At 61.0% G+C, this 2,814-nt stretch carries 1 protein-coding gene; it reads left to right on the top strand.

All coding sequences use genetic code 11. From position 1 onward, the window contains the following. A partial coding sequence (gene uvrA, locus NW820_RS07095; protein ID WP_414407083.1) for an excinuclease ABC subunit UvrA occupies positions 1-2,772 on the top strand: 2,772 nt, incomplete at its 5' end. Positions 2,773-2,814 lie beyond the last annotated feature (42 nt).

Genomic DNA, 2,814 nt, shown 5'->3' with positions numbered 1-2,814 from the left:
TTCGACACCATCTTTGCCGAGGGACAGCGGCGCTATGTGGAATCCCTCAGTGCCTATGCGCGACAGTTTTTGGGGCAACTGGACAAGCCGGATGTGGATCGCATCGAAGGGCTGAGTCCGGCCATCTCCATCGATCAAAAGTCCACCAGCCACAACCCCCGTTCCACCGTCGGCACCGTTACCGAAATCTACGACTACCTGCGGCTTCTGTATGGGCGAGCTGGGATCCCGCACTGCCCCCATTGCAACCGGGTGATCGCCCCCCAGACGGTGGATCAAATTGTGGATCAGATCCTGGCCCTGCCGGATCGGACGCGGTTTCAGTTGCTCTCGCCGGTGGTGAAGGGGAAAAAGGGCACCCATGCCAACCTGTTGCAAAGCTTGCGCCAGCAAGGGTTTGTGCGCGTGCGCATCGACGGCCAGGTGCGGGATCTGAGCGAGGAGATCGAGTTAGCCAAAAACAAAACCCACACCCTTGAGGTTGTGGTGGATCGGCTGGTCAAGAGCCCCGACATAGCGGAGCGACTGGCCGATTCTCTGGCAACCTGCCTGCGCCAGTCGGGAGGAATTGCGGTGGTGGAGCTGCTGCCGCGGGAAGAGGAGCGAGAACAGCTGCTGCAAAAGGTGGCCGAGTCGGCGGGGCAATACCTGAACAGCAAGCCAACGGAGCTGATTTTTTCTGAGCAATTTGCCTGCCCGGAGCACGGTTCGGTGATGGGCGAGCTGTCGCCGCGCCTGTTTTCCTTCAACTCGCCGATTGGGGCCTGTCCTGTCTGCCACGGGCTGGGTTTTGAGCCCATCTTCGACCCCGAGCGGATCGTGCCCGATCCCAAGCTCCCCTTGTACGCGGCCATCGCCCCTTGGGCAGAGCGGGAGAACCCCTACTATCTGGCTTTGTTGGCGGGAGCCGCCAAGGCTTTTGGCTTTGACCTCAGCAGCCGCTGGTGTGATCTCACCCCCCAGCAACAGCAGATCATCCTCTACGGCGCCGACCAGGAGGTCTACATCGCCGAGGTAGAATCTCAGTACCGAGGCCGGGGGTACTATCGCCGCTATGAGGGGGTGATTCCCCAATTGCAGCGGCACTACCAGGAAACCACTTCCGAAATCTATCGGCAAAAGCTGGAAGCCTACCTCACCTACCGTCCCTGTTCCGCCTGTGGGGGATCCCGTCTCAAGCCGGAAGCTCTGGCCGTGCGCATCGGCGGCTACCGCATTACCGATCTCACCGAGATCTCCATCCGCGACTGCCTGCACCGCCTGGAGCAGTTGAAACTTACCCCGCGACAAGTGCAGATCGGCGAGCTGGTGCTGCGGGAGATCAAAACCCGGCTGCAGTTTTTGGTGGATGTGGGCCTGGACTACCTAACGCTGGCCCGCCCGGCCATGACCCTCTCCGGCGGCGAAGCGCAGCGGATCCGGCTGGCCAGCCAGATGGGCTCCGGCTTGACGGGGGTGCTCTACGTGTTGGACGAACCCTCGATTGGCCTCCACCAGCGGGACAACGAGCGCCTGTTGCAAACCCTGTTTCGCCTGCGAGATCTGGGCAACACCCTGATCGTGGTGGAACACGACGAAGAAACCATCCGTGCCGCCGACCACATCGTCGATATCGGCCCTGGGGCCGGCATCCACGGGGGGGAAGTGGTGGCCCAGGGATCCCTGGCGGACATCATGGCCTGCGAGCGCTCCATCACCGGAGCTTATCTTTCGGGGCGGCTGCGGATCCCTACCCCTGCGCAGCGGCGGGCTGGGAAAGCGGTTGCCCTCAAGCTCACCAATGCCCACAAAAACAACCTCAAGCACATCGATGTGGAGATCCCTCTGGGCAAGTTGGTCTGTGTTACAGGCGTCTCCGGCTCCGGCAAATCCACCTTGGTCAACGAATTGCTCTACCCTGCCCTGCAGCACCATCTTGGACACAAGGTGCCCCAACCCGCGGAGATGGGAGAACTTGAGGGCATCGAACACATCGACAAGGTGATCGTCATCGACCAATCTCCCATTGGCCGTACCCCCCGCTCCAACCCTGCCACCTACACCGGCCTGTTCGACCCGATCCGCCAAACCTTTGCCCAAACCTTGGATGCCAAGGCCAGAGGCTACCCATCCGGCCACTTTTCCTTCAATGTCAAGGGGGGGCGCTGTGAAGCCTGCAAAGGGCAGGGGGTGAACGTGATTGAAATGAACTTTCTGCCCGATGTGTACGTCACCTGTGAAGTCTGTGGGGGCAGCCGCTACAGCCGCGAAACCCTGCAGGTCAGGTACAAGGGCAAGAACATCGCCGAAGTCCTGGATATGACGGTGGGGGAGGCGCTGGAGTTTTTCGCTGCCCTGCCTCCTGCCGCCAAGATCCTGCAGACCTTGGCCGATGTGGGCCTCGATTACATCAAGCTGGGCCAGCCAGCTCCTACCCTCTCCGGTGGGGAAGCGCAACGGGTCAAGCTGGCCGCAGAACTGGCCCGCCGCTCCACCGGCAAAACCCTCTATCTGCTGGATGAGCCCTCCACCGGCTTGTCTTTTTACGATGTCCACAAGCTCTTGAACGTCCTGCAACGGCTGGTGGATACGGGCAACACCGTGCTGGTGATCGAGCATAACCTGGACATTCTCCGCTGTGCTGATTGGATTATTGACTTGGGGCCAGAGGGCGGCGACCGCGGCGGCCAGATCATCGCCGTTGGCACTCCAGAACAGGTGGCTGAGCACCCCGGATCCCATACAGGGCGATATTTGAAGCAGGTTTTGCAACAACATCCCCCAGGTCGCTGAGCAACTCAGCCTGCTCCAGGGAGAAAGTTGACCGAAAGCGGC

Origin of the sequence: Synechococcus sp. R55.7, from assembly GCF_047461955.1 — a bacterium.
Classification (GTDB): Bacteria; Cyanobacteriota; Cyanobacteriia; order Thermostichales; family Thermostichaceae; genus Thermostichus.
The sequence above is the reverse complement of the archived record's forward strand: the minus strand, read 5'-3'. Positions and strand labels throughout refer to the sequence as shown.